Genomic DNA, 25283 nt, shown 5'->3' with positions numbered 1-25283 from the left:
GGCCGCCCGCGCACGCAGGAGGCCGCACTCCCAGAAGGTCCCCGTATGGCTCCCGCCCCCTCCCCCGCCCCGACGACTTCGCCGAGCGGCACAGTCACCGTCTCTCCCCAGGGCACCCCCAGGCCAGGAGGCCGACGGCGGCGACGGACGCCGGGCGGGCTCTTCGACCCGAAGGCACTGCTGACAGCCCTCCCCGAGGCGCTGCGCAAGCTGCATCCGCGGGCTCTGGCCACCAACCCCGTGCTGTTCGTCGTGGCCTGCGGTTCGCTCCTCACCACCCTCTCCGCACTCCTCAACCCGTCCGTCTTCACCTGGGTGATCAGCGGCTGGCTCTGGCTGACGGTGGTCTTCGCCAACCTCGCCGAGGCGGTCGCCGAGGGCCGCGGCAGAGCGCAGGCCGCCTCGCTGCGCAAGGCGCGTATGGACATCACCGCCCGTCGGCTGCGTAACAACTGGCGGGTCGGTATCGACCTCCGGGGCGCCGAGACCGAGACCGTCGCCGCCGACGATCTGCAGCCGTTCGACTTCGTCCTGGTCGAGGCGGGCGAGACGATCCCGGCTGACGGTGATGTCGTCGACGGCGTCGCCGCGGTCGACGAGTCGGCGGTCACCGGCGAATCCGCGCCCGTCATCCGCGAGTCGGGCGGTGACCGCTCCGGTGTCACCGGCGGCACCACCGTGCTGTCCGACCGCATCGTCGTGCGCATCACCTCCCGCCCCGGGAACTCCTTCCTGGACCGCATGATCGCCCTGGTCGAGGGCGCGACCCGGCAGCGGACCCCGAACGAGATCGCGCTGCACATCCTGCTGGCCGCGCTCACCATCGTCTTCATCCTCGTCGTCGTCACCGTGCAGCCGATGGCCGCCTACGCCGGCGCGGCGCAGCAGACGGCCGTGCTCGTCGCCCTTCTCGTCACCCTCATCCCCACGACGATCGGCGCGCTGCTCTCCGCGATCGGCATCGCCGGCATGGACCGCCTCGTCCAGCGCAACGTCCTGGCCATGTCGGGACGCGCGGTCGAGGCGGCCGGCGACATCAACACCCTGCTGCTCGACAAGACCGGCACCATCACCCTCGGCAATCGTGAGGCGGCCGCCTTCGTCCCGCTCCCGGGCCTCGACGAACTCCCGCTCGCGGACGCCGCCCAGCTCTCCTCACTCGCCGACGAGACGCCCGAGGGCCGCTCCATCGTCGTCCTCGCCAAGAACAAGTACGGGCTGCGGGCACCGGCCGAAGGTGAGCTCCAGCACGCCGAGTACGTCGCCTTCAGCGCGCAGACCCGGATGAGCGGCGTCACCCTGCGCTGGACATGGGGGCACCTCCCACGCCCTTCAGGCAGTGGGGGAGGTTCGGGGTGCGCGATCCGCAAGGGCGCGGCTGCCCAGGTCATCGATTGGGTGGTGCGGCGCGGCGGCCAAGTACCCGCCGAGGCCCGCATGTTCACCGACGCCATCGCCGCGTCCGGCGGCACCCCGCTGCTGGTGGCGGTGCACGACCGTTACGGGCCGCGGGTTCTGGGCGTCATCCATCTCAAAGACATCGTCAAGGACGGCATCCGCGAACGCTTCGCCGAACTGCGCCGCATGGGCATCCGTACGGTCATGATCACCGGCGACAACCCCCTCACGGCCAAGGCCATCGCCCAGGAAGCGGGCATCGACGACTACCTGGCCGAGGCCACGCCCGAGGACAAACTCGCCCTGATCACCCGGGAACAGGAGGGTGGCAAGCTGGTCGCGATGACCGGCGACGGCACCAACGACGCCCCGGCCCTCGCCCAGGCGGACGTCGGCGTCGCGATGAACACCGGTACGTCGGCCGCCAAAGAGGCCGGCAACATGGTCGACCTCGACTCAAATCCCACCAAACTCATCGAGATCGTCGAGATCGGCAAGCAACTCCTCATCACCCGAGGCGCGTTGACCACCTTCTCGATCACCAACGACGTCGCAAAATACTTCGCGATCATCCCGGCCATGTTCGCCGGCGTCTATCCGGGCCTGGCAGACCTGAACATCATGGGCCTGCACAGCCCGACCTCGGCGATCACATCCGCGATCATCTTCAACGCGCTCATCATCATCGCCCTGATCCCGCTCGCCCTGCGCGGCGTGCGCTACACCCCCGCCTCCGCCCACGACCTGCTGCGCCGCAACCTCACCCGCTACGGACTCGGCGGCCTCATCGCCCCGTTCATCGGCATTAAACTCATCGACCTGCTGATCTCCCCGATCCCCGGCCTCGGCTGAGCGTCGCCGCAGCTGCACGGGATGCGCGCTACGGCTACGGCGGCCTGAAGGTCTCAAGCCTTGGGGACGCACCCGGCACGCCGCCGAAGCCTTGTCGCGTTCTTCACGCTCCCCACCATACCGCTGTCCGCTGTACTGTTCTATAAGAGCTATAACAGAACGACAGTGGGAGTCCGAAGGTGATCCTCAGCCTCGACCTGGACAGCGAGGTACCGATCTACCAGCAGATCCGGAACCGGATCGTTGAGGCCATCGCGTCCGGCGAACTGGTCAAAGGCAGTTCGCTGCCCTCGACCCGGCAGCTCGCCGTCGATCTGGGCATCAATTTCCACACCGTGAACAAGGCGTATGACCTGCTGCGGCGGGAGGGCCTCCTGCGGATCAACCGCAAGAGCGGCGCCCTGGTGCAGCGTGACGCCAGCACCGGCCCGCCGGAACCCGACTTCACCGACGAGTGGGAGACACGGCTGCGGACGCTGCTCGCCGAAGCGGTCGCCCACGGCGTCGGCGATCCGGCGGTTCTGGACAGCTGCGGATCCGTCCTGACCTCGTTCACGTCATCCGCACGTACCGCAGGCGGCGCCGACCACGGCGCAGAGCAAGGAGATCCGGCGTCATGAACAGCGGAGCACTACTGGTCAACGCGGCCATACCACTGGTGGTGTTGGCAGTGGCGTGGCTGACCCCCTCACTGACAAGTCCGACGCTGCCCTTCGGAGTGCGCATACCCGCCGCGCGGGCGGACGCTCCGGTGATCGCCGAGCAACGCAAGCGCTATCGATGGCTGGTGGGCATGGCCGGCGGAGCGCTGGTCGCTCTGAACGTCGGACTGTCGGCCACGACCCATCTCGTCCGGCCCGGCGTGGTGCCCGTACTGATCCTCGCCGTGTTCCTGGCCGCCTTCAGCCGGACCCGGGTGGCGATCGCGGCGGCCAAGCGGGACGAGGACTGGTACCGCGGCCTTAGCCAGGGCGTGGTGACCGACACCTCGCTCCGCACCGATCCGGAACCCTTTCCGTGGCTCTGGTCGATCCCGGCACTGCTGATCGTCGCGGGCACGGTCATGACCGCCCTCGTCCTGTACCCGTCGGTACCCGACCGTCTCGCGGTGCACTTCAACGCTTCCGGCATCCCCGACCACTTCGCCACCAAGTCGGTCGGCAGCGTGTTCTTCCCGGTCTTCGTGCAAGCCGGGGTGACCGCGACGATCCTGGTACTGGCCTGGTTCTCGTTCCGCGCCCGTCCGGAACTCGACCCGGCGCGCCCCGCCGACTCCGCACGCAGGCACCGCCGTTTCTCGGTGCGTGCCGTGATCTCCCTGCTGGTGCTGGCCGCCTGCGTCGACCTGTCGATGCTCGCCGGGGCCTGGCCGATCTGGCATGCCGGCCAGAAGCTGTCACCGGTACTCGTGATGCTGCCGATCCTGGTCGGTCTCGCCCTCGTCGTCGGCGTCGCGCTCCGTACCGGGCAAGGGGGCAGCCGGCTGCCCGCCGCGGACGGCGGGGTACCGGAGGAGAACACCGGTGTGGTACGGCGCGACGACGACCGGTACTGGCGCGGGGCGGGATCGCTCTACGTCAACCGCGCCGATCCCGCGCTGCTCGTACAGAAACGGTCCGGATTCGGCTGGACCTTCAACTTCGGCAACCCACGCGCGCTGCTGCTGCTCGCGCTCATCGTGGGCCTGCCGCTCGCCCTGCCGCTGATCGTCCGCTGACGTCTGGCGAAGTCACACAGGCGACCACCACCTTTCCTGGATCCACCACCCGTTGGGAGAACACATGCGTGGGACCACTACCACCTGGCGGCGCTGCACACTGGCCGTACTCATGGCCACGGTTGCCATCACCACGACCGGGCCGGCGTTAGGGGCGGCCGAAGCCGCCACAACAACCCGCTCCACACCGCTCATCCCCGCCAGTGATCGCCAGGTGCGGTTCACTGCCGACAGCACCACCACGTACGGCACCCTGCACATCCCCGCCCATCGCGCGGGCCGCCGCCTCGCCGCAGCCCTCCTCATCCCCGGCAGCGGCCTGACCGACCGCAACGGCGACCAGCCACCCGCGTCCACCCCGCACACCCTCGCCCTGTTCGCGAGCACCCTCGGCGATGACGGCGTGATGAGCCTGCGCTTCGACAAGTACGGCACCGGCCGTACCGGATGGGGCCGGTACAAGAACTCCGACCACATCGACATGGCCGCGTACACCGCCCAGGCCGTCGCCGCATACAACGCCCTGCGCGCCCAGCCCGAGGCCGACCCGAACAAGCTGCTCATCGTCGGGCACAGCGAGGGAGGCCTCCAGGCCCTGCTCGTAGGCCGCGCCGTACGGCCGAAGCCCGCCGGGCTCGCGCTCATCGCCCCGCAGGACACACGACTCCTGGACGCGATCGACTATCAACTTGCGGGTACCTTGGACCGACTCGTCGCAGCTGGTGAACTCAGCCCTCAGCAGGCGCAGTTGAACAAAGCAGGAGTATCCCGGGCCATCGCGGACTTCCGCGCCGAGCGCCAGGTGGACACCTCAGGACTGCTGCCGTTCATCGCCTCCTTGCTGAACGGATTGTTCGGTCCGCACAACGCCACGTTCGTCCGCAGCGACGACGCCATCTATCCGCCGGACACCGCCCGACGCGTCGCCCACGGCACCCGCACCCTGGTCACCTGTGGCACCGCGGACACCAACGTGCCGTGCCGGACCACGCCGCCCCTGCTCACCGCCTTGGCCGCGGCCCGCACCACCGGTCCCGGGCTACGGGTCCTGCCCGGCCTCGACCACTTCCTTCACCCCGCGGGCACCCCGGTCAACGACCAAATGATCGCCCCGGCCGCGCAGAGTGCCCTGCACGACTTCGTCCTCCCCTGGCGGCACCTCACGGCGAGCTGAACAACTCGCGTACGGCCGCGACGAGGCCGGCGGGTTCGCTCTGGTGGACCGTGTGCCCGGTGGAAAGTTGAGCGCGCCGTCTGTTCGGGCGCCGAGCCGCCATTTCCTTGGCGTGCTCGGCGTCCAGCGTGTCGCTGAGACCAGTTCATGTGCGCCGCAGCCCCGCCGCCCCCGATCCCGACGTCGTGCTGCAGGCCAGGCGCCGGTATGTGCTGGGTTCTGCATCACCCCAGGATGCCGTCGAGGCCCGGTCACTCCGAGGTGACGTCCTCGATGACGGTCTCGGCGAACCGCCATCTCCCCGCGTTTCCGAACGCCTCGGCCCGTAGTCCCTCTTCCCGTGCGATACGGGCGGCGCGGGCGTGGGAGATGCCGTCGAAGGCATCGGGGTTCACGATGACGTAGCCCCGCTCGTCGCGGTCGCCGGTGCGCAGCAGATCGCGCAGGGCCACCTCCTGGGCCCGTGCCTCGACGGTTGCGTAGCCCAGTTCGGGCGGCAGATGAGCGATGCGCGTCATCCGCCTCCGGTCGATGGCAGCCAGCCCCACAACGCTCAGCATGGACAGCAGCGACAGGGCACAGAACACAACGGTGCGCGCGGTTTCGTCGACATCCGCCGGAAGGCGGGGCACAACTCGGCCCTCAGGGTCCGCCACAACGGTGATCACGTCGCCGCGTTCGGCCCCCACGCCCCGCGACCGCATGGCAGCGCCGGGAACGGGCCTGCCGCGCGCATCGGCCAGCTTCAGATAGCCGACGGAGCCGTTCCTGGCCTGCACCGTGTACGTTCCGACGACCTCGGCCCGTATGGCTTGCCCGTCGCGCTCCAGCAGATGTCCCTCGTACGCGCCGGAGCCGGCGGCCAGGGAGGCCAGGGGGAGGACGAAGACCAGCAGGAGCACCAGTACGGCCGGGCCCTTCACCCGACTCATCGGCAGCACCGAGGTGACGAGGCCTAGCAGGCACAGCACAGCGGCGGCCCACGCCAGGGCCTCGGGCACGTTCGGCATCATCATGGTCAGTACGGCCGGGCCCAGGCTCCCGAACAGGCATCCGCTCGCCACGGGGTACCAGGACAACGCCGTCCGCCGCACCTCGTACCGCGCGCGGGGCGGCTCGACCCCGGGCCGGAACCTCAGTACCCCGCCCAGGTCACCGCCATCAGCCCGCGCCGCGGCCGCAGTGTCGCCCTCGGGCAGCCGTACGTACCCCGCCTCGCGTGCGGCCGCGGCCAGGTCGGCCGGGGCCAGGGCCGCGTAATGCTGGGCCCCGATCCGGACCAAGCCGGTGTCATCAGGCCGGGCGGCGGCGAGTTCCGCACGCAGATCGGACATGGCCTCAAAGCGGCGCGGGTCCCTCGCCTGGGCCCTGCGGGTCCGCAAGCGCTGGATGCCGGCGCCCAGGGTCACAGCGACGACTGCGGTGCAGAGCGCTCCGACGACGGCGGTCCAGGTCCCCCCTTCCACGACGCGCCAGATGTCCGTGCCCGTCATGTGCACCCCCACTGCCACGTTCTCCGTTCCTTGCCCCATGTTCCCCGTCAGAGGGCACCGATCCACGGCACTACCAAGGCTTGGGATCAACCGACCGAATGCGGGGTGGACTTCGCGAAGAGTCCCTTGCGCTGCCGCTGGCTGCGGCCACTCTGTACGACGAGCGAGCGTTTGTGTTCCAAGGGCGATGGCCGTCGCCGACGTCCGCCTGCGGTCCACCCATGCATGCCGGACGGTCCTCAGGGCCTGTCGTCGGTCGGGGGCGGCCCCTCGGCGGGGAACAGGATCGGGCTGATCAGGTGGCGGGTGCGCTCGGCCGAGGGAGTGTTCCCCATCCGTGAGACGAGCGCTTCGCGCATCTCGCCGATCAGCTCGGCGAGTTCGTCCCGGCTGAGCCAGAGCGCGTGCTGGCGGTAGCCCACCAGGTCGGCGGTCGGATCGGCGCCGTCCCGGTCGAGATAGGCATTGAACTCGGCCAGCAGGGTGGCCATGGCCACGGCGAACACGCGCCGGTGATCCTCCACCGATACCGATGCTGCGGTGTCGGCGTCGATCACCGCCCGCTCCCCCTGCAGCCGGTACCGGCGCTCGACGGCGCCGCGCACCCGCTGCTCACCCACCACTTCCAGGAGGCCACCGTCGGCCAGCAGGCCGACGTGCCGGTACACGGTGGCCTTCGACACGTCGGGCAGCAGCGCGCACACCTGCGACGTGGTGAGCGTCCGCCCGCCGGACATGGCGTGCACGATGCGCAGCCGTACCGGGTGCAGCAGCAGTTCGACCGTATCCATGAGCCCACATTCTCACAGCTGATACTGTTCTCAAAGTTAAGAACAATGGCTCGTTGAACAGTGCCTTCGAGTGAACGGGGAGAGTCGACCATGCCGCACCCATCGCTACCGCTGGGACGCCACTACGACATCGACGGGCGACGGCTGATGCTGCACCGCTCCGGCAACGGCGGCCCGACCGCGGTGTTCCTGGCGGGAGGCGGGCTGATGAGCCTGGACTACCTGAACATCCACCACCGTGTCGCCGAGCTGACCGGCAGCGTGCTCTACGACCGTGCCGGCAACGGCTGGAGCGACCCGGCCGAGCTGCCCCGCACGGCGGCCCAGGTCACCGACGAACTGCAAGCGCTTCTGCACACGGCCGCCGTACCCGGCCCGTACCTGCTGGTCGGCCACTCCCTGGGCGGCGCCTACGCGCGCCACTACACGAGGCGCTTCCCCGGCGAGGTCGCCGGCCTGCTCCTGCTCGACCCGTTCCACGAGGACCTGGTCGTACGCGCACCCCTGGCGGCGCGGGAGCGGCTGGACCGGATGCTGGAAGAGATGCGGGACCAGGAGCTGACGGAGCTCACGCAGGAGCAGATCCAGCAGTCCCGTGACCAGATGGCCCCCCACTTCGCAGCCTGGCCGGAGCCTGTGCGCGAGCCGCTGATCGAACGCCACCTCGCCACCTGGCGGGTCGCCTCACAGGAGAACCAGAACCTCTACGACAAGGTCGCCGACGAGTTCCGGCGCGCACCGAACACCCCCGACGTGCCGCTGATCGTGCTCTCCGCCATGGGGCACGACGCCACGCAGGCCCACCTCTGGCCCGAAGAGCTGCTGCGCGAGCTCAACGAAAGCAAGCGCACCCTGCACGCGGAACTGGCCGCGGAGGCCCCGCGCGGCGAACACCGCATCCTCGACGACGCAGGCCACGGCTGGCTCCATGAGGAATGCCCGGACGCCGTGCTCCAGGCGGTCAACGACCTTCTTCGGACGGAGAGTTCAGCGAGATGACGGTCGGCCAACCTGAGCCAGAGGCTCTCTGCCGGCTCTCTTCCGGTGGGCCGCCGTGGCATGTTCGCGCAGTATCCGTAAGCATCGCCGGCTGGGCCGGATCGCTGCGCACGGCACCTCACTGCCGCCGGCCCCGCGTCAAGGACGAGGCCCAGTGCGCGAGCGTGGGCGCGCAGACGGGTGGCGGGGTCGGCTTCTCCCTGCACACCGCGGGCTCATAAGCAGCCGGCGGCCCGGCTTGCCAGTTCCCCGCCGCGGGTGGTTCACGCCTGGAAAGGAGGTCAGCCACCGGTGTTCGTCACAACGTTCCCGGGAGCGGTCTCGCCGCTCCCGACCACCGTGGCGGGCACCCGCAGCCAGCGGGTGGCCCAGGTCGCGGGGAGCGCGACGGCAGAAACCACCACAGCGGCCAGCGGCACGTGCTCGAGACCGTACGCCGCCACCGTCCCACCTCCGATCGCGGCGCCGGAGGCGATGCCGGCGTTGACTGCCGAGGCCCCGAGGGTCGCGGCGAGGTCGCCGCCCTCGCCGGCCAGTGAGATCACCCGTAGTTGCAGGGACGGGGTGATGCCCATGCCGACCAGGCCCCAGGCGGCGAGTGCCACGGCGACGAATAACGGATGCGGGCCGGAAAGGTAGAGGCCGCCCAGAGCAAGGACCAGTACGCCGTTGCCGACCAGCAGGGTGCCGGAGGCGTTCCGGTCGGCGAACCTGCCGCCGGCGAACGTACCGATCGCGCTGGTCACTCCGAAGATCAGCAGAAAGGCGCTGACCGCTCCGCCCGGGATTCCCGTGACGTCCTCGAGAAGCGGCGTCAGATAGGTCAGGGCGGTGAATTGCGCGGCCATCAGCAGCACTCCTGCGCCCAGCATCGCCAGCACCCGCGGGGCGAAGGCGTGGCGGGCCTGGGCGGCCAATCCGCCGGAGCCGCTGCCTGCGGCGTTCGGTACGAAGAGGAAGGTGGCTGCCAGGGCAACGGCGCAGAGGATGGCGACGCCCGTGAAGGTGGCGCGCCATCCGAGTGTCTGCCCGACCAATGTCCCCAGCGGTACGCCGAGCACGGTGGAGACCGCGATCCCGCCGAAGACCAAGGAGACGGCGTGGCCACGGCGTTCGGCCGGCACCAGGCCGGTGGCCACGGCGGAGGCCGCCCCGAGGAACAGGCCGTGGAGGGCTCCGGTGATCGCGCGGGCGGCCAGCAGCACCCCGAAGGCGGTGGCGGCCACCGCGATGAGATTGCCGGCGATGAAGGCGACCAGGGCCAGCCGCAGCAGCAGGCGCCGGCCCAGCCTGAGGGTCAGCGCGGTCGCGATCGGACCACCGAACGAGATGCCGAGGGCGTAGGCCGTGACCAGCAGTCCGGCGGTGCCGATCGAGACGCGCATATCGTCGGCCATCAGGCCCAGTACGCCGACGATGACGAGTTCGGTGGTCCCGATGGCGAAGGCACCCAGGCCCAGGGCGGCCAGCGCCCGGCGTCATCCGGTCTCGCTGACGGCGAATCCGTCGACCCCGCTCATGGACCGGTCCTCTCCAAGGTCGGTACGGGAGCGGACAGTTGTTGGTGGATGCCCCACAGGTCCAGCTGCGCCCACTGCCCGGTGACTTTGCCGTCGTTCACGTGCACGATGCGGATGGCCTGGAACGAGACCCTGCGCCCCGTCGCCGGCACACCGAGGAACTCTCCGGTGTGTGTCGCCTCCACACGGAAGCGGATGGTGACGGCGTCCCGTCCCTCGACGACCTCCTCCTCGTGCATCTCCAGCCCGTCCCAGGGCCTGACCATGTTCTTCACGTAGTGGGTGAGAGCGTCCTCGAAATCGGTGAGCCAGTCGGTCAGACCCAGGCATTTTTCGCGCCATCTGCCGGGGTCGATCAGGCGGGCCGCGCCTTGTATGTCTCCCGCGAGCAGGAGTTCGTTCCAGGCGCGATAGATTTCCAGCGGTCCGGACTTCACAGGAGGTGCCATGGGAGTTTCCTTTCGCTGTGGCCCCGTTGAGTGTTCAGCCGAATGGTCAGCCACCGAGGAATACGGCCGCCTGTCGCCAGATCTTTCCGTCCCGCAGCACCAGCATTCCCATGGAATCCTTCTGCTGACCGCCCACATTCATCACGGCTCGGTAGAAGACCGTGTCCATGTATTCGGCGTGGTGCAGCAATTCCACAAGCCGCGGCTTCAGGGTGAGGTAGGCGGAGAGCGTTGCGCGGATCCGTTCGGTCCCGGCGAATACTCCGTCGAATCTGACGAGAGCAGCGTCCGGGGCGTAGTTCTCCATCACTGCTTCGATGTCGCCCGCTGCCAGGGCCGCCAACTGGCGTTCGAGCACGGCATGCATATCAGGCATCTCCCTTCGTGGGTGATTTGTTGACCGGTATCCGCACGACCATCCAGGTGTCACCCGGGGCCGAGCGCGCAGTGAGGGACCCGCCGTGCCGCTGGGTGACGATCCGGTACGACAGATGCAGTCCCAGGCCGGTCCCTTTGCCCACGTCCTTGGTGGTGTAGAAGGGCTCGAAGATCCGGGAGAGGGAGTCGGCCGGGATTCCCTGGCCGGTGTCGCCGATTTCGACGGTCAGACAGCTTCCCTCGAGGCAGGTGCGCAGGGTGAGCGTTCCCTTGCCGTCCATGGCGTCGAGCGCGTTGTCGATCAGATTGGTCCACACCTGGTTGAGTTCGGTGGGATAGCCGGTCACCGCCGGGACGTCCGGCGCGTAGTCACGGACGATCCGCACTCCGGCCAGTTGGGGCCGCATCATGGTCAGGGTGGCTTCGAGCCCGTCGGTGACCAAGAATTCCTGCCGGGGAGCGCGGTCAAGGTTGGCGTAGTCCCTGGTAGCGGCCACCAGTGCGGAGATCCGCGGGCCCGCCGACTGCAGCTGGTCCGTCAGCGCGCGGGCTTCGAGAAGTACGGACAGCTGGTCGAGTGCCGCCGCAACGGCCTCCGGGCGCATGCCGGAGGCCCGTACGGACAGCCACTCCTGGCCGAGTCCCCGCTCGGCCAGGGCGGTGGCCAGTGGCGCCGACTGCTCAGCGCCCAGTTCCGCCGCCCAGTCGCCCACGGCGTCCTCGAGGTCCGCGAGGGCGACGGGATCGGTGTCGGCAGTGGGCGGTGTCCGTACGATCTCGCCGATCATTTCCCTCAGGGCGGACCGTTCCCGGTCATTGGCCACGCTTCCCCAGCGCTGTGCGGTCTCCCCGAGCCGGTCGATCACCGGCCCCAGGTCCTGTGCGGCACGCGCCACGGCCGCCGCCGGGTTGTTGAGCTCGTGGGCCAGGCCGGCGGCCAGCGTCCCCAGAGCGGTGACCGTGGCCCGGTTCCTGGCCTGGATCTCCGACGAGGTGATACGCCAGGCGAGGACGGGCAGCAGGACGCGCGCCACGGTCGGGCAGCGCACGAGCATCTCGAAGAAGGCCTGCTTGGGGCAGACGAGAACCGCTGTCTCGCCCGCAGCCGTGGCAGTGGCCAGATAGCTGCCGTCGGTCAACAGCGGCAGCTCTCCGGTGAAGCGGTGGGCAGCCGACGGCTTCGCGTCGTGTCCGTCGCCGGGGCGTGGGCGGGTGCTGTGCCGGGTGAGCAGCTCCTCGCGGCCGTCCACGACCTTGGTGACGACGAGTTCTCCCTCGAGGAGGACGTAGAAGTGGGCGGCCGGCTCGCCGTCGCGGAACAGGGTTTCGCCGTCCCGCAGCCGGCTCTCCTCGGTCTCCGAGGAGAGCCAGTCGAGCTGGTCATCTGTCATCTGCGCGAAGAGTTCGATCTCGCGAAGTCGCATGCCGCGCTGCACGGATGCATTCGCTGCCCCGGTGTCCGTCAACGTCCTTGCGTTCGCCGTCGTCCTTGTGTTCGCCGTCGTCCTTGTGTCCGTCATCGCGATCCGATCAGCGGGAGTAAGGGGGACGCCGACGAGTACGGCACGCGGGTGCGGCGGTCCGCGCGGGAGAGGACGGATATCGCATGCGCGATGGAGACGAGGGTGGCGTGATGGTGCCAGCCCCGGAAGGACCGTCCGGCGAAGTCGCGGACACCCACGCGGTCACCTATCTCGTGCAGGTCCCGGGAGACCCGCCGGGAGAGCTTGGCGATCCGGAACAACGCCGAGGACGAGAGGTGGCTGACATTGGACAACCAGAACTCCGTGGGGCGCGCGCTTGCCGGATCCGTCCAGGCGCCGACCAGAAGGAGGGGCGGCGTGCCTGTTCCGCGTGCCGTGTGACCGGCGGGCGTGGGCAGCGCGACGCGGCCGCCGACCACCTTGGTGACCCGGTGCCGTGACTGGCCGAAGTCCCGCCACTCCACCGCCCCTGCCTGCTCCTTCAATGCCTCGGTGAGCCGGTGTGCCGGCAGAATGCGCTGTTCGCACGATGCCGGTCCGCTGCCGGCGACGACCGGGAGGGAGCCTTCGATCCGGAGCACGAAGGGGATGCGGTGTCCGGTGAAGGCTCTGGCGGCGCCGGGCAGGTCCGCGTTGGGCACGGCCATCACCACCGGCCGGGGCATGAGGCGCCACTCCTTCGCCATCTCGACCACGGAGTCGACAGCGCACTGCACCGGTGTCTTGGCTCTGATGTGATCGGGGATCGCGGCCCGTTTGCGCTGCTCCGGCCCCGCCACCCAGCTGGCGGGCAGGGCAAGCTGCCAGTCCACGGGGCAGCTCGATTCCTCCGACGCCAGCCAGACGCCGGAACTCTGCTGGCAGTTGGTCACCTTGCCCAGGCCGGTGGCGAATTGGCGCTCGACTCCGACCGAGTGCTTTCCGGCCTTCGGTACGGCGAGTGGTTCGACGATCCAGGAAAGCGGCCGGATCTCGCGGTCCAGATAGCCGGCGAGCGATTGCCGCACGGGTCTCCAGTCCCACGGTGAGGTGCTGATGAACTGCTGGAGGCTCTGCATGGCGGCGCTGCCGACGACGGCCGCGATGCCCTGCATCGTCTTGCGCCCCTCCGCCAGCAGGAGTCCGCGCACGTACAGTTCGCCCCAGCGTCGCTGGTCACTCCTCGGGATGGAGGCGAGCAGCCTCCCGCACAGTTCGTCGACACGGTCGTGAGAAAGCCATTGCGGATCTAGCCCTTTGAACCCGGCGTCCACACAAATCCCTCCTCGCAGCACAGTGCGAAACCAAAAATGGTGGGAAAGATTCACTGAAACGGGCGGGCCACGGCATGCAAAAATGCCCTTCGGCCGGTGGGGTTCCCGGATACAGTTTGCACTCCTGCACTCAAGGAAACGTCGAACGACTTCTGAGAGTGCTGACCGTCAAGCCGCATCACACCGATCGTGAGATCGTCTCTGGATATCCATGCGCTCGGCACATGGTCGGTTTCCCGTCAGTCATTAAACTGGACCGCGCAACTTCGGCCAACCTGACGGGTCACGCCTTAGCGCGTTCCATATACGCCCCGTCACGTCATGGCTGATCGGCGGGAATGGGTACGGTCCCCGGCAAATAGGGCGACAATCCGTGGCACTTGACAAAGGTCGATGTTTGTTGGCCCTCTCGGTCGCACTGGCTCACGGGACCGGGTCCGCGGAGGTAAGGGGCTTCGCCTTTGGGGACGTCGGCTTGCTCGCGGCGGCTTGGCTGATCCATCGGCTGCTGCGCCGCGCGGCACGAACAACCCCGCTCTTCGCGGGAAAGGCCGGGCCGGCACTGGCCGCAGCCTTCGCCCTCGCAGCCGCCCGGGCAGCCGAACGTCGGTTTGACGGCCGGCCTTCTCGACCGGGCGATGTACACCGGCTTCGTGATGATGGCGCTGGTCACCACGGCCGTGACCGGTCCCCTGCTGGCCGGGCGCGGCATGGCGCGCGGCGCCGTCACTCGCGGCAGAGCACCGCTTCCTCCAGATCGAGATCGTGCATGACGCGTCGCAGCACCTCGTCGTTGATACGGCCCTCCTTGCAGAGCCGGACGAACACCTGGCGCTCGGCCGCGAGCATCTCCCGTCGTAGCCGCCGGTAGGCCGCGGTCGGGGGTTCCGTACTCCCTGGCTGGTCGTGGACCGAGAGCCGTTCCCATGCCGTGTGACGGCGATGCTCCGCCAACTCGCGTAGTTTCTCGACCACATGGCCGGGAGTCGTACCGCGGCCGGCCGTCACGAGCTCCTCCACGCGGCTCCAGGCGGCACGGGCGGCGGTGTCCTGCGCCAGCGCCTCCGCGAGGTCGTCGTGGTGTGCTTGTCGGTCCTCCTTCAGGCCGATCCGGCGCACCACGACCGGGAAGGTGAGCCCCTGTAGCAGCAGAGTGCTCAGGACCACCGTGAAGGCGAGGAAGAGGAGGAGGTCGCGACGGGGCATCCCGGGAGGGACCGCGAAGGCGGCGGCGAGCGAGACCACTCCCCGGATACCCGCCCAGGAGATCAGCGCGGGAAGCTGCCAGGGCGGCGACGGGTCGCGCTCCCGGATCCGCGCGGACAGCCGACGGGGCAGGTAGGTCGCCGGGAAGATCCAGCAGATACGGGCGAGTAGCACGGTGGCGAGTAGCGCGCTGGCGTACCAGCCCAGAGCGACCGGATCGGTGGTGTGCAACGCTGTGAGAACGGGGCGCAGTTGGAGTCCGATGAGGGCGAAGACGACGGATTCCAGCAGGCAGGTGCTGAGCTTCCAGGTAGCCCTCTCCTGCAATCGCGCCTCGTGCGACGCCCCGGTGGAATGGTGGCCGAGATAGAGACCTGCGGCGAGCACCGCCAGGACGCCGGAGGCGTGGCACGACTCGGCGAACGCATAGGCCGCAAAGGGTACGACCAGCGACACCGCGTTCTCCGTGACGGCGTCGGAGAGCCACAGCCGCAGTCGCCGGACCGGTACGGCGAGCAGCAGGCCGACGGCTACACCGCCGCAGGAGGCGAGCAGGAACTCGCCGACGCCCTGGAGGAAGGTGGTCGCGCCGCCGAGGGCCACGGCCACGGTGAGCCGGAAGGCCGTCATCCCGGTGGCGTCGTTGACGATGCTCTCCGCCACCAGGATGGTGGCGATCCGCCGCGGCAGCCCGAGGCGCCGGGCGATGGAGACGGCGGCCACCGCGTCGGTGGGCGCGAGGATCGCGCCGAGGACGAAGGCCACCGTCCAGGGCATGCCGGAGATGACCAGGTGGGCCACGACTCCGACGGCCACCACGGTGAACAGCACCAGGCCGACGGAGAGCAGGCCGATCGGGCGTGCATTGGCCCGCAGGTTCAGATACGAGCTCTCCAGCGCGTCGGAATAGACCAGCGGCGGCACGAAGACGAGCAGCGCGACATGCGGTTCGAGGTGGTAGTCGGGCACTCCCGGAAGGAAGGAGACCAGAAGCCCGGTGACGACGAGGGCGATGGGCGCCGGGATGCCGGCCCGCCGGGCCGCGGCGGCCAGCAGGGTCGCGCCGACGACGAGGAGCAGGACTTCCGTCATGTCCGCTCCGGGGTGAGCCAGAGTGCGCCGAGCGGAGGCAGTACGACGGATGCGCGGGCCGGGAGTCCCTGCCATGTGCGGGGCTCGGCCCGTACGCCGCCGAGGTTGCCCGCCCCGCTCCCGCCGTAGCACAGCGCGTCGGTGTTGAGGACTTCGCGCCAGGCACCGGCCTCGGGTAGCGCGAGCGGGAAGGAGCATGTGGTCTGCGGCGCGAAGTGGTAGATGCACACGAGTGGGTTGCCGCAGGCGTCGTAGCGGATGAAGGACAGGACGTTGTCCCCGGCCGCGTCGGCGTCGATCCACCGGAAGCCGTACGGGGCGGAGTCTCCCTGCCACAGGGCTTCGGTGCCGAGATAGCGCCGGTTGAGGTCGCGGACCAGATCACGTACCCCGCGGTGGTCGGCGGCCCCCGCCTCGGAGGCATCAAGCAGGTTCCAGTCCAGCGCCCCGTCGTGCCACCACTCCGCCGGCTGGGCGAACTCCTGGCCCATGAAGAGCAGTTGCTTGCCCGGATGGGCCCACATGAACGCCAGATAGGCGCGCAGGTCGGCGAACTTCCTGCCTCGTTCGCCGGGCATCTTCCCGACGAGCGAACCCTTGCCGTGCACCACCTCGTCGTGGCTGATCGGCAGGATGTAGTGCTCCGCGTGGGCGTAGGCCATCGGGAAGGTCATGTTGGTGTGGTGGTGCTGCCGGTGCACGGGGTCCTGGCGCATATAGCCGAGGGAGTCGTGCATCCACCCCATGTTCCACTTCAGGCCGAAGCCGAGCCCGCCGGCGTCGGTGGGCCGGGTGACGCCGTCCCAGGCCGTGGATTCCTCGGCGATGGTGAAGACTCCGGGGCACCGCCGGTAGACGGTGGCATTGAGCTCCTGGAGGAAGGCGATCGCGTCCAGGTTCTCCCGTCCGCCGTGGGCGTTGGGCCGCCACTGGCCGTCTTCTCGGGAGTAGTCCAGGTAGAGCATGGAGGCGACGGCATCCACCCGCAGCCCGTCGATATGGAACTCCTCGCACCAGTACACGGCGTTGGCGACCAGGAAGTTGCGGACCTCGGGGCGGCCGTAGTCGAAGACCAGGGTTCCCCAGTCGGGGTGGACGCCACGGAGCGGGTCGGGGTGTTCGTACAGCGGGAAGCCGTCGAACCGGGCCAGTGCCCACTCGTCCTTGGGGAAGTGGGCGGGCACCCAGTCGAGGAGCACGCCGATCCCGGCCCGGTGGCACGCGTCGATGAGGTGGCGGAAGTCGTCGGGGCTGCCGAGCCTGCCGGTCGGGGCGTAGTACGAGGTGACCTGGTAGCCCCAGGAGCCGCCGAAGGGGTGCTCGGCGACGGGCATCAGCTCGATGTGGGTGAAGCCCAGGTCCTTGACGTACGCCGGGAGGATCTCGGCGAGTTGGCGGTAGGACAGGCCGGGGCGCCATGAGCCCAGGTGGACTTCGTAGATGCTCATCGGGGCCTCGTGGGGCAGGCGCACACTTCGTCCCGCCATCCACTCCGCGTCCGTCCATCGGTGCCGGGAGGCGTAGATCCGCGATGCCGTCCCCGGCGGGCACTCGGCGGAGAACGCGAAGGGGTCCGCTTTCTGCCGCCACCGGCCGTCCACGCCGCGGATCTCAAATTTGTAGAGGTCCCCTTCCCCCGCCTCGGGGACGAACAACTCCCATACGCCGGACGATCCGTGGCGCCGCATCGGGTGGGCGCTGCCGTCCCAGTCGTTGAAGTCGCCGACCGCCCGGACGGCGTGCGCGCCCGGTGCCCACACGGCGAAGCGGGTACCGGACGGACCGGGGTGCGCGCCCATCACTCGCCAGAGCTGCTCATGCCGGCCCTCGCCGATCAGGTGGAGGTCAAGCTCTCCGAGGGACGGGGCACGGGTGTCGGTGAGGGTGTCGGTGAGGGTCACCATGAGGTCCTTGTCAGAGGGCGGATGGTGAAGACGTGGGCTACTTGGTGGCGCTGCGGATCGAGCCGTACGAAGTTGTCGCGGCCCCACCGGTACGTCGCTCCGCTCAGCTCGTCGTGCGCGTCGAAAGCCTCGTCCGGGGCCAGGCCGAGTGCGGACAGGTCGAGGGAGACCGTGCCGTGCCGGGCATGGTGCGGATCGAGGTTGATGACGACCAGCACGGTGTCCGGGCCTGCTCCGTCCGGGGTGTCCAGATGCTTGGAGAAGCAGAGGAGCGCGTCGTTGTCGCTGCGGTGGAAGCGCAGATTGCGCAGGTGGCGCAGGGCGGGGTGCTGCTCGCGGATCCGGTTGAGGGTGGTGAGGAGCGGCGCGAGGGAACGGCCTTCGGCCTCCGCGGCGGCCCAGTCGCGGGGCCGGTACTCGTACTTCTCGGAGTGGGCGTACTCCTCCCGGCCGGGGGCGATGGGCTGCGCCTCGCACAGCTCGAAGCCGGCGTAGACGCCCCAGGCCGGGGAGGCCATCGCGGCCAGTACCGCGCGGACCTGGAAAGCCGGGCGGCCGCCCTGCTGGAGGTACTCGGGGAGGATGTCCGGGGTGTTCACGAACAGGTTGGGGCGCAGATAGGCCGCGGACTCCTCGCCTTCACCGCCGGACAGCTCACGGTCGCCGCCGGACAGCTCGCTCAGGTACGACTCCACCTCGTCGCGGGTGTTACGCCAGGTGAAATAGGTGTACGACTGGTGGAATCCGACCCGGGCGAGGGTGCGCAGCATCGCCGGGCGGGTGAAGGCCTCGGAGAGGAAGAACACGTCCGGGTCGGTGGCGTGGATGTCGGCGAGCAGGCGCTCCCAGAACACCACCGGCTTGGTGTGCGGGTTGTCCACCCGGAAGATCCGCACACCCTGGGCGATCCAGTGCCGCAGCAGGCCCGCGCAGGCGGCATGGATGCCCACCGGGTCGGCGTCGAAGTCGAGAGGGTAGATGTCCTGGTACTTCTTGGGCGGGTTCTCGGCGTAGGCGATCGAGCCGTCCGCGCGGTGGTGGAACCATTCGGGGTGTTCGCGGACCCAGGGATGGTCCGGCGAGCACTGCAGCGCGAAGTCCAGGGCGACCTCCATGCCGAGGTCGTGGGCGGTGCGTACGAAGTCACGAAAGTCCGCGGCGGTGCCCAGATCCGGGTGGACGGCGTCGTGACCGCCGGCCGGCGAGCCGATCGCCCAGGGAGATCCGGGGTCGTGCGGGCCCGCGGTGAGGGTGTTCCCGGGGCCTTTGCGATGGCTGGTGCCGATCGGGTGGATGGGCGGCAGGTAGACGACCTGGAAGCCCATGGCGGCGATCGCGGGGAGCCTGCGTGCGGCGGTGCGGAAGGTACCCGAGCGGGGTGGGCGCTCGCCGGTGGGGTCGATCACGGCGCCTTCGGAGCGCGGGAAGAATTCGTACCAGGCACCGTAGAGTGCGCGTTCCCGGTCCACACGGAGGGGCAACTCCCGTGATCGGGTGAGGAGTTCGCGGATCGGATGCCGCTCCAGTGCCTGGGTCACCTCGGACGCCAGTGCGGCAGCGAGCCGTACGGCCTTCGGGCGGCCGGTGTCCCGCAGGGTCTCGGCCGTGGCGGCGAGCAGGAGCTGTGCGGGGGTGCCTGCCACGGACATGCCGAGCGCTGCCTGGTCCAGCAGCCGGGCGCCCTCTTCCAGGGTCAGCTCCACGTCGGTGCCCGCCGGGATCTTCGTCTTCGCCGTGCGCCACCAGGTGGCGATCGGGTCGCCCCATGCCTCCACCCGGTATGTCCACTCCCCCGTCCGGTCCGCGGCGATCCGGGCGGTGAACCGGTCGGTTCCGGGCACCTGTTCCGTCATCCGGACCACGGGGGCACGCAGACCGTCGGGACCGGTCAGCACCACATGTGCGGCGAGCTTCTCGTGGCCCTCGCGGAAGATCGTCGCGGAGACCTCGACGGGCTCGCCCGGTATCGCCCGAACGGGCCTGCGTCCGCTGTCGACCGAGGGCCGAATGTCGGTGATCAGGATGCGCCCTACGGGGGCGGGGAGCCGGACGCGCCCCGGATGCGGCGGACGGAACTCGTCGTCGAGCAGGCGCGCCAGGACAACCTGCCCCGGCAGCCTCTTGTCGGTCGTAGCGGCCGTCTCTGTTCTCATCGGACGTGGAACCTCCCTCTTCCGTTGTCGGCTCACATCGCTCACACGACTCACACCACGGCCCGGTAGATCCCGTGGACCTGTGCGGCGATCGAGGCCCAGGAGAAGTGCTCCGCCGCGCGGCGGCGGCCGGCCCGGCCCATCTGGCGGGCCCGCTCCGGATCCGCCAGCAGCTCATTGACGCGGGCCGCGAAGTCCTCGGCGAAGGCATCCGCATCTGCGGGCTCGCCCCCGCCGCCCGGGGCGACGTCGATGGGCACCAGAAGGCCGGTCTCCCGGTCGGCGACCACCTCCGGGATGCCGCCGACAGCCGTCGCGACGACCGCGGTGCCGCATGCCATGGCCTCCAGATTGACGATGCCCATGGGCTCGTACACGGACGGGCAGGCGAAGACATCGGCGTAGGTGAGGAGTTGCCGCAGGGCACCGCGCGAGAGCGGCTCTTCGACGTGCACCAGGTCGACGCCCTGGTCCCGTATCTCCTGCGCCAGTGTGGTGAACTCGTCGGCGATCTCCGTGGTGTCCGGGGCGCTCACGCACATCACCAGCTGGGTGCCGGGGGGCAGATACGGTGCGGCCCGCAGCAGATGGAGCAGTCCCTTCTGCCGGGTGAGGCGGGCGACGCAGGCCACGGTGGGCCGGTCGGTGCGGATGCCGAGCGGCGTCAGTTCCGTGGTGCCGGGATCGGGGGCGAAGGCCTCGATGTCGATGCCGTTGTGGATCACCACCACCCGGCCGGGGTCGAGTTCGGGGTAGCAGCGCAGGAGGTCCTCCCGCATCGCGCGGGAGACCGCGATCAGCCGGTCTGCGCCGAGTACCGCGGTGCGTTCGCAGAACAGCGACAACTGGTAGCCGCCGGCGAGCTGTTCGGCCTTCCACGGGCGCAACGGCTCCAGGCTGTGCGCGGTGAGGACATGAGGTGTCCCGTGCAGCAGCTTGGCGAGGTGACCGGCTAAATTCGCGTACCAGGTGTGGCTGTGCACCACGTCGGCGCCGGCCGCCGCCGCTGCCATGGCCGGGGCGATGCCCATCGTGTGGAGTGCGGGGTTGGCGTCGGCCAGTTCGGGCGGTGTCCGGTGGGCCGTGACGTACGGTTCCGGGCGCGGCTCGCCGAAGCAGTGGATCCGCAGGTCGACCAGCCGCCGCAGCTCCCGGGAGAGCTGCTCGACGTGGACGCCGGCACCGCCGTAGACGTGCGGCGGGTACTCCCGGCTGAGCAGGGTGGCCCGCATCACGCCGCCTTTCCCAGTCCGCGCAGCACGTCCTGCAGGCAGGACAGTTCGGTGCCGGGCGGGATGCCGACGCCGCTGTGGATCTCCAGCCGTGGATACGCCCTGACGCCGCTGAGGCGGGTTCCTGCCCCTACCCGCATCTCGTCCCCCAGTGCGCAGAAGTCCTCCAGGACCACGGGGCGGTCGGCGGTGGAGCGGATGTCGACCATGGCGCCCAGGAAGGAGTCAAAGATCCTGGCGGCGGGGCCGACGATGCTGTGGTCGCCGCAGGCCGCGCCCCGTAGCACACTGCCCGCGCCGATGTCGACGCCGTCGCCGATGTCGGAGTCGGTGAGGTCCACTCCCGGACCGATCTCCACGTCCCGGCCGATGCGCACGCCGGGTCCGATGCGGACGGTGCCGTCGGCGATCTTCTCCGCCAGGGTCCGCCCGGTGGTCTCGTCCTTGAGCTGCAGGCTGCTCTCATGGATCCGGGCGTGGCCGCTGAGCATCGGGTATGCGTCGCGGAGCACGTCCCGCAGCGTGGTCAGGTAGTCGCGGGGGCTGCCCAGGTCGCCGAATCTGGTGATGGGGAACGAAGCGACCCGGTGACCGTGGCCCGCCAGATACGGCAGCAGGTCGCCGCCCCAGTCCAGGCTGCGGCGGGCGAGCGCCGCGAGGGCCGGTTCCCGCCCGGCCATCCGGAGCCGGTCGCAGTCGACCAGATACATCCCCGCGTTCGTCTCGACCTGGCTTCCGCAGTGCGCGATCGTGTGCAGCTCGGGCTTTTCCAGGAAGCCGGTGACCATGCCGTCCGGCCCTTGCTGCACCACCCCGTACTTGCGGGCCGCCTCGGCGGGCGAGCGGAGCACCGAGGCGACGGTGACCACGGCGTCGGCGGCCCGGTGAGCGCGGACCATGGCCTCCAGGTCGAAGTCGAAGACCGAGTCGGAAGGGAAGACCAGGGCCAGGCCGCCCAGGTCCCAGTGCTCCAGGCAGCGCAGGGTGGCTTCCCCGGAACCGGTGTTGCTGTCGTCGAAGCGGGTGCGGGAGTACCGGACCGAGACGCCGAGCCGCTCCCCGTGCTCCAGGATCGCCTTGGTCTGGGCACGGTTCTGCCCGCCGTTGGCTGCCACGAAGAACCAGTCGACGCCCTGGCTGTGCAGGCTCTCCACAGCCCACTCGATCAGGCTGCGGCCGGCCAGGCTCAGGGCGGCCTTGCTGCGCAGACAGTCCGGGGAGTTCAGCGTCAGCGGCCGGGCCCGTACGCCTCGTCCGCCCACCAGGGCTATCCCGGAAACTCCGTCCATGGTTACCGTCACCTCGCTCATTCCTCGTCCATCAGGGAAGGGATCACCGCGCGGAACTGCGTCACCAGCGGGTGGTCCGGGTGGGCCGCGGCGAACAGCCGGTCGCCCGCGACGCAGGCCAGCTCCGGCGCGTAGGGGAGCACGGCGGTCGCGATCGTGCCGTAGGCGGCTTCGGCGCGCTGCCTGGCCTGGTCTCCGTTCACACCCGGCGGCACCATGTTCACCACGAGCACACGGCGCGGGCACCCGATCTGGTTGGCGAACTCGATGGTCTCGCCCGCGCCGGTGAGATCGAGCCGGCAGGACCTGGTCACCACGATCAGGGTCTGTGCGCTGGCCACCGCGGTGACCGTTTCGTTGTTGATGCCGGCGTGGGTGTCGAGCAGGAGCACATCGAGCCGCAGCGCCTTGATGAGCCGGTCGAAGCCTTCGCGCAGCAGGCCCACGTCGTACCCCTGGGCGATGATCTCGTGGATGCCGGAGGCCTCCGCCCGCGCCGGTACCAGGAAGAGCTCTCCGCCGCCGGGCGCGGTGGGTACGGCGACTGCCGCGTCTTCGACCTCGCACCGGCCGATCAGGTAGTCGGCGAGGGTGGTCCTGGGCGACAGGTCCGACACCCCGAAGAGGACATGGGCCGCCGGCGACTGGATGTCGGTGTCCACGAGGGCGACGCGGTGTCCGGCGTCGGCCATCAGCCGGGCGAGGTTCGCGGCGATGCTGGATCTGCCGGTACCGCCACGGTGCGAATGCATTGCGATGATGTGTGCCATGGGCCGTCCGATCCTGCCGGTCCTGACCGGTCGTCGCGGTGAGTGGAGCCGTGCATGCTGCCGAGACCTGGTCAGCCTGGCGCGACCGTCCGGTTGACGGCCAGCATGGTGATGTCGTCGTGCTGTTCGGCGGACCCACTGTGCTCCCGGAGGGCCGCCTCCATGCGGGCGAGCAGCGCCCGGCCGGACGACACCGGCTCCCGCAGCAGATCCAGGACACGGTCGTCGCCGAAGAACTCGCCCTGTGCGTTGCGGGCTTCGGGCACGCCGTCGGTGTAGACGAAGAGCGTGTCCCCTGGCCGGACCCGCGCGTAGCCCAAGGAGAAGACGCAGTCGGGGATGACGCCGACGGCCGGACCGGTGGGCTCCAGGGGATGCGGCTCGCCGCCTTCCCTGGGGACCAGGAGTGGCGGGTTGTGGCCGCCGTTGATGTAGACGAGGTTGCCGGTGGCGGGGTCCAGAACGCTGAAGAACATCGTCGCGAAGTAGCCCTGGCCGCTGTGGTTGCGGGTGAGGTAGCCATTGGTGCCGACCACCGCGTTCATCAGCGGGGTGGCGCCCACGACCGGGATCATGTGGGACCCGCCCGGCCGGCCGTCACCCGGACCTGCGGTGGGCATGGCCTGAGGTGTCGTCATCAGGCTTTGCAGCCCGCTGTGTTCGGCGGTGTGCCGGAGCAGGCTGCGGATGAGTGCCATGAACAGGGCCGCACCGACGCCCTTGTCGCACACATCGGCCACGACCAGGGCCAGCCTGCGCCGGTTGACCATCTCGAAGACGTCGTAGAAGTCACCGGCCACATTCCGGGCCGGGCTGAAGCGCACATCGAGATCCCAGCCGTCGAGCGTCGGAAGTCCTTCGGGCAGAAATCCTTCCTGGATCTCCCGGCCGATCCTCAACTCCCTTTCATAGCTCAGGAGTTCAGCCTGGGCCTCCACCTCCTCCATCGTTTGGCTCAGCTTGGCCCGCTCGTAGCAGCTGCGCAGTCGGGCCCGGACGAGAGAGGGGAGGAAGGGCGGTACGAGGTAGTCGTGGCCGAGCTTGATGTGCTGGTCGATGGCGGCGAAGTCGCGCTCGGTGTACACCACCACGATCGGGGTGGGGCCCGTCTCGCTCATCCGCCGGCTCACCGCCCGTACGCCGCGCGGCGCCATCTCCGCCGGTGCCAGCAGCACTTCGGCCGCGGGAGCCGGCTGCCCGGCGGCGTCCAGTGCTTCGTCCGGGGTGCGCACCACGACGGTCACGTCCTCGCGGGCGAGGGCGGTCAGCAGGTCGGGGGGCGGGTTGCGCTCCGGGTGTACCAGGAGGGCAGTGACATCGGACATGTCCGCCTCACTTCACGGTGGCGTTGTCGCTGTGGGTGTTGTGGTCATGGCGCCGCATCACCAGCGTGCTGCTGTTGTGACCGTCGGCGTAGCGGTGGCTGAAGTCGTCGAGCGCGGTGAGCGCGAGGTGGATCCCCAGCCCTCCGATGGCGCGCTGGGCCAGCGGCAGCTGGGTCTGCGGCGGCACGCAGTGCGCACCGGGGTCGAAGCGGGGCGCGTCGTCCTCCATGCGGATCCATACGGTGTCCGCTTCCATGCCGCCGACGAGGCGCAACTCCCCCGCGTTCCCGCGGTAGCCGTGCATGACCACGTTGGTGGCCAGCTCGTCGGTGGCCAGACGTAACCGGTAGGTGGTCTCCTCCGAGAGCCCGGCCCGCCCGGCGAGGTCCAGTACGTAGCGCGCGATCTCATCGAGGGAGGTCAACGCGGCAGACAGGCACAGGGCGTTCATCTGCACGGTCGGCTCGCCGTCACTCGTCGATGAGGGTGACACTGCGGTCGAAGCCGGCCTGCCGGATCGTGCGGGCCACGGAGACGCTCGCGCCGGTCACGGTGATCCGCACGTCGTCGCCCATTTTCTGCCGGGCGAAGACGAGGGAGCGCAGTCCGGCGCTGGCCATATAGGTGAGGTCATGGGCCCTGATGGCGACATGGCTGACGCCGGCGGCCGCGGCCTTCTCGATCGTGTCGTGGAAGGCGGGGGCGCTGGAGGCGTCCAGTTCGCCGCTGAGTTCGATGGTGGCGATGTCGGCCGAGGTGGTGACCGAGACGGAAAAGGGCATGGTGGGACTCCGCTTCTATGGA

General features: G+C 69.6%; 21 protein-coding genes and 1 pseudogene. 6 read left to right on the top strand and 16 right to left on the bottom strand.

Annotated elements, in window-relative coordinates; translation table 11 throughout:
• Window positions 1–45: 45 nt before the first annotated feature.
• From kdpB to IF67_RS0106345, 4 genes are all read left to right on the top strand, one after another.
• Window positions 46–2250, top strand: a complete 2205-nt coding sequence (gene kdpB / locus IF67_RS0106360) for a potassium-transporting ATPase subunit KdpB (protein ID WP_030982987.1) — start codon at window positions 46–48, stop codon at window positions 2248–2250.
• Window positions 2251–2429: 179 nt separating this feature from the next.
• Entirely contained in the window at window positions 2430–2870 is a 441-nt protein-coding gene (locus tag IF67_RS0106355; RefSeq protein WP_051817665.1) for a GntR family transcriptional regulator, read from the top strand.
• Window positions 2867–3967 (top strand): DUF1648 domain-containing protein, encoded by a 1101-nt coding sequence (locus IF67_RS0106350; RefSeq protein ID WP_030982983.1) that lies wholly within the window; start codon window positions 2867–2869, stop codon window positions 3965–3967. Before IF67_RS0106355 ends, IF67_RS0106350 begins: the two co-directional genes overlap by 4 nt.
• A 64-nt stretch (window positions 3968–4031) precedes the next feature.
• Window positions 4032–5141, top strand: a complete 1110-nt coding sequence (locus IF67_RS0106345; RefSeq protein WP_051817662.1) for an alpha/beta hydrolase family protein — start codon at window positions 4032–4034, stop codon at window positions 5139–5141.
• 251 nt (window positions 5142–5392) lie between these two features.
• Here the strand turns inward: IF67_RS0106345 and IF67_RS38820 are convergent, their stop codons facing one another.
• Together IF67_RS38820 and IF67_RS0106335 are read right to left on the bottom strand one after the other, a co-directional pair.
• Entirely contained in the window at window positions 5393–6652 is a 1260-nt protein-coding gene (locus IF67_RS38820) for a hypothetical protein (RefSeq protein WP_158713042.1), read from the bottom strand.
• 221 nt (window positions 6653–6873) lie between these two features.
• Window positions 6874–7425 (bottom strand): helix-turn-helix domain-containing protein, encoded by a 552-nt coding sequence (locus IF67_RS0106335; RefSeq protein ID WP_030982979.1) that lies wholly within the window; start codon window positions 7423–7425, stop codon window positions 6874–6876.
• Window positions 7426–7515: 90 nt separating this feature from the next.
• Here IF67_RS0106335 and IF67_RS0106330 point away from each other — a divergent pair, with 90 nt between their 5' ends.
• On the top strand, window positions 7516–8424 hold the full coding sequence (locus tag IF67_RS0106330) for an alpha/beta fold hydrolase (RefSeq protein WP_030982976.1): 909 nt from the start codon (window positions 7516–7518) through the stop codon (window positions 8422–8424).
• Window positions 8425–8558: 134 nt separating this feature from the next.
• A pseudogene (locus tag IF67_RS45940) lies at window positions 8559–8633 on the top strand (VOC family protein); the annotation flags it as partial.
• Window positions 8634–8705: 72 nt separating this feature from the next.
• Here the strand turns inward: IF67_RS45940 and IF67_RS0106325 are convergent.
• From IF67_RS0106325 to IF67_RS0106260, 14 genes are all read right to left on the bottom strand, one after another.
• The gene (locus tag IF67_RS0106325; RefSeq protein ID WP_267959180.1) at window positions 8706–9878 is read right to left on the bottom strand and encodes an MFS transporter; all 1173 of its coding nucleotides are present in this window, start codon (window positions 9876–9878) and stop codon (window positions 8706–8708) included.
• Window positions 9879–9940: 62 nt separating this feature from the next.
• The gene (locus IF67_RS40185) at window positions 9941–10393 is read right to left on the bottom strand and encodes an ester cyclase (RefSeq protein ID WP_158713041.1); all 453 of its coding nucleotides are present in this window, start codon (window positions 10391–10393) and stop codon (window positions 9941–9943) included.
• 46 nt (window positions 10394–10439) lie between these two features.
• Window positions 10440–10760: a nuclear transport factor 2 family protein gene (locus IF67_RS0106315; RefSeq protein ID WP_030982971.1), complete on the bottom strand. Its 321-nt coding sequence runs from the start codon at window positions 10758–10760 to the stop codon at window positions 10440–10442.
• Between the two features lies 1 nt (window position 10761).
• A complete protein-coding gene (locus IF67_RS0106310) occupies window positions 10762–12195 on the bottom strand; it encodes an ATP-binding protein (protein ID WP_030982968.1) in 1434 nt (477 codons plus the stop codon).
• A gap of 92 nt (window positions 12196–12287) precedes the next feature.
• On the bottom strand, window positions 12288–13508 hold the full coding sequence (locus IF67_RS0106305) for a transposase (RefSeq protein WP_158713040.1): 1221 nt from the start codon (window positions 13506–13508) through the stop codon (window positions 12288–12290).
• A gap of 726 nt (window positions 13509–14234) precedes the next feature.
• Window positions 14235–15806, bottom strand: a complete 1572-nt coding sequence (locus IF67_RS0106300; protein ID WP_030982965.1) for a Na+/H+ antiporter — start codon at window positions 15804–15806, stop codon at window positions 14235–14237.
• Window positions 15803–17710, bottom strand: a complete 1908-nt coding sequence (glgB, locus tag IF67_RS0106295) for a 1,4-alpha-glucan branching protein GlgB (protein WP_051817653.1) — start codon at window positions 17708–17710, stop codon at window positions 15803–15805. The genes IF67_RS0106300 and glgB overlap by 4 nt, the downstream gene beginning before the upstream one ends.
• A complete protein-coding gene (locus tag IF67_RS0106290) occupies window positions 17704–19863 on the bottom strand; it encodes an alpha-1,4-glucan--maltose-1-phosphate maltosyltransferase (RefSeq protein ID WP_078889294.1) in 2160 nt (719 codons plus the stop codon). Before IF67_RS0106290 ends, glgB begins: the two co-directional genes overlap by 7 nt.
• Before the next feature lie 50 nt (window positions 19864–19913).
• A complete protein-coding gene (gene glgA / locus IF67_RS0106285; RefSeq protein ID WP_030982960.1) occupies window positions 19914–21095 on the bottom strand; it encodes a glycogen synthase in 1182 nt (393 codons plus the stop codon).
• Window positions 21095–22384: a nucleotidyltransferase family protein gene (locus tag IF67_RS0106280; protein ID WP_030982958.1), complete on the bottom strand. Its 1290-nt coding sequence runs from the start codon at window positions 22382–22384 to the stop codon at window positions 21095–21097. The genes glgA and IF67_RS0106280 overlap by 1 nt, the downstream gene beginning before the upstream one ends.
• A gap of 17 nt (window positions 22385–22401) precedes the next feature.
• Window positions 22402–23154 carry a MinD/ParA family ATP-binding protein gene (locus tag IF67_RS0106275; RefSeq protein ID WP_030982956.1) on the bottom strand — a complete coding sequence of 251 codons (753 nt, stop codon included), beginning with the start codon at window positions 23152–23154 and terminating at the stop codon, window positions 22402–22404.
• A 71-nt stretch (window positions 23155–23225) separates the two neighbouring features.
• The gene (locus IF67_RS0106270) at window positions 23226–24479 is read right to left on the bottom strand and encodes a PP2C family protein-serine/threonine phosphatase (RefSeq protein WP_051817652.1); all 1254 of its coding nucleotides are present in this window, start codon (window positions 24477–24479) and stop codon (window positions 23226–23228) included.
• Window positions 24480–24486: 7 nt separating this feature from the next.
• The gene (locus IF67_RS0106265; RefSeq protein ID WP_037838857.1) at window positions 24487–24930 is read right to left on the bottom strand and encodes an ATP-binding protein; all 444 of its coding nucleotides are present in this window, start codon (window positions 24928–24930) and stop codon (window positions 24487–24489) included.
• A gap of 19 nt (window positions 24931–24949) precedes the next feature.
• The gene (locus tag IF67_RS0106260) at window positions 24950–25261 is read right to left on the bottom strand and encodes an anti-sigma factor antagonist (RefSeq protein ID WP_030982951.1); all 312 of its coding nucleotides are present in this window, start codon (window positions 25259–25261) and stop codon (window positions 24950–24952) included.
• Window positions 25262–25283: the final 22 nt, after the last annotated feature.

This window comes from Streptomyces sp. NRRL S-1813 (genome assembly GCF_000719605.1).
In the GTDB taxonomy this organism is placed as follows: Bacteria; Actinomycetota; Actinomycetes; order Streptomycetales; family Streptomycetaceae; genus Streptomyces; species Streptomyces decoyicus.
The sequence above is the reverse complement of the archived record's forward strand: the minus strand, read 5'-3'. Positions and strand labels throughout refer to the sequence as shown.